The 1,874-nt window shown below is 57.9% G+C and carries 2 protein-coding genes and 1 pseudogene; all 3 read left to right on the plus strand.

The features are described from left to right. Positions 1–182: 182 nt before the first annotated feature. On the plus strand, positions 183–935 hold the full coding sequence (locus tag AAAC48_RS08340) for an SDR family oxidoreductase (protein ID WP_340653737.1): 753 nt from the start codon (positions 183–185) through the stop codon (positions 933–935). Between the two features lie 146 nt (positions 936–1,081). After that, positions 1,082–1,507 carry a cupin domain-containing protein gene (locus AAAC48_RS08345; RefSeq protein WP_264267078.1) on the plus strand — a complete coding sequence of 142 codons (426 nt, stop codon included), beginning with the start codon at positions 1,082–1,084 and terminating at the stop codon, positions 1,505–1,507. A gap of 71 nt (positions 1,508–1,578) precedes the next feature. Further along, positions 1,579–1,874 (plus strand): annotated as a pseudogene (locus tag AAAC48_RS08350) (mechanosensitive ion channel family protein); the annotation flags it as partial.

Here is a 1,874-nt window from a genome sequence, read left to right on the forward strand (position 1 = left end):
GCCACGTCGCGGTCGACGGCGACGCCTTTCGTTGGGTGCCGGTCTTCTGGGACTACTGACACCTTGTTGAATTAAGGCCGAACCAGAGCGTGTACCCTTGAAGGCCGTGACCATCTCGGCCTTCACCTATCCACCTATTGAACCGCGCGCACCGCATGGGCGCGCAGCAAATGGAGCGTCTTATGAAAATCGTGATTATCGGCGGAACCGGCCTGATCGGTTCCAAGACCGCAGAGCGCCTGCGCAAGAAAGGGCATGAGGTCATTGCCGCTGCCCCGAAAACCGGCGTTAATACCCTTACCGGGGAGGGCTTGGCGGAAGCACTGAAGAATACCGAGGTGGTGATCGACCTCGCGAACTCGCCATCCTTCGAGGATAAGGCCGTGCTTGAATTCTTTCAGACGGCGGGCAAGAACCTGATGGCAGCGGAAGTCGAGGCCGGCGTGAAACACCACATCGCGCTTTCCATTGTCGGCACGGATCGGTTGCCCGATAGCGGCTATCTTCGAGCCAAGGTCGCCCAGGAAAAGATCATCCGGGAAGCCGGCATTCCCTATACCATCGTGCGTTCCACACAGTTCATGGAATTTCTCGGCGGCATCGCCCAGGAGGGCACGGTTGGCCACACGGCCCGCTTGTCGACGGGTTCCCTGCAGCCGATCGCGTCCGACGACGTCGCCGATTTCGTGACGGACGCGGCGCTTGCTGCGCCGGCTAACGGCATTATCGAAATCTGCGGCCCCGAGCGCGCGCGTCTGTGCGATTTCGCCGCGCGCTACCTCAAGGCGATCGGAGATTCCCGCACCGTTGTCGCAGATCCGGATGCCCGCTATTTCGGCACCAAACTGGAAGACGGTTCACTCGTCTCCGACAATCATCCTCGCATCGGCCGCATCGGTTTCGATGATTGGTTTGCGACAACGCCCAGAAAATAACGGCTTGCATACGGGCCGTCTTATAGGCGGCCCATGCGTCTATAGCATTTGCAGTTTGATGGCTACGCCATGCATATAAAAGATGCATAAAAACAATATGTTATAGAAAACAGCGATCTACTCCAAGTCATGAAAGGACGATAAATATGATCAAGTCATTGGCTTTTGCCGTTGCGTTGACGGCTCTCCTGTCAGGTTCGGCTCTTGCGCATGATGCGCCCGGTGGCGGGGAGGGCGCAAAGGTTACGCTGGTCTATGACCACAAACTGCCGAACGTACCCGGCAAGAGCATGAAGGGCGTTCTCGTCGAATATGCTCCGGGCGGTTTCTCGGAGGGCCATACACATCCAGCGTCCGCCTTCATATACGCGACCGTTCTCGAAGGCGCGATCCGCAGTCAGGTCAACGATGGCCCCGTTACTGTCTATAGCGCTGGTGAGAGCTTTTCGGAATTGCCGGGCGATCGCCACGGTGTCAGCGAAAACGCCAGCAAGACCAAACCGGCAAAGCTGCTCGCTGTCTTCGTGGTCGATACAGCTGAGCAGGAACTGACCTTCCCGATCAAGAAATAGGCTATCAGGCCGGGCCCGCAGTGCTGGTGCCCGGCCGCTCATTGACGCAACCATTATCGGTGATTCCTGCCATGTTTGGTGATGACAATTTCGTGCCGCTCGTTCTGGTCAACCTTCTGGGAATTGCCGGTATCGTCGTGTGGCACATTCAGGGCGGCAACCGTCCGACAGGCCGCCTGCTCGTCCAGATCCTGTTCTTTACCGGCATGAGCCTGGTGCTCTATATGGCAGGCATCGCTCCGCATCGGCCCGACGGTGTCTATACGCAGGGTTTTGGCGCGCCGCTTTCCAAATCGGCCAGGATCCTGTGGTGGACCCATCTCGCCTGGACGATCATCGGCTTCATCCAGATCTACGTCAGATTGAA

Origin of the sequence: Phyllobacterium sp., from assembly GCF_037994405.1 — a bacterium.
Taxonomy (GTDB): domain Bacteria; phylum Pseudomonadota; class Alphaproteobacteria; order Rhizobiales; family Rhizobiaceae; genus Phyllobacterium.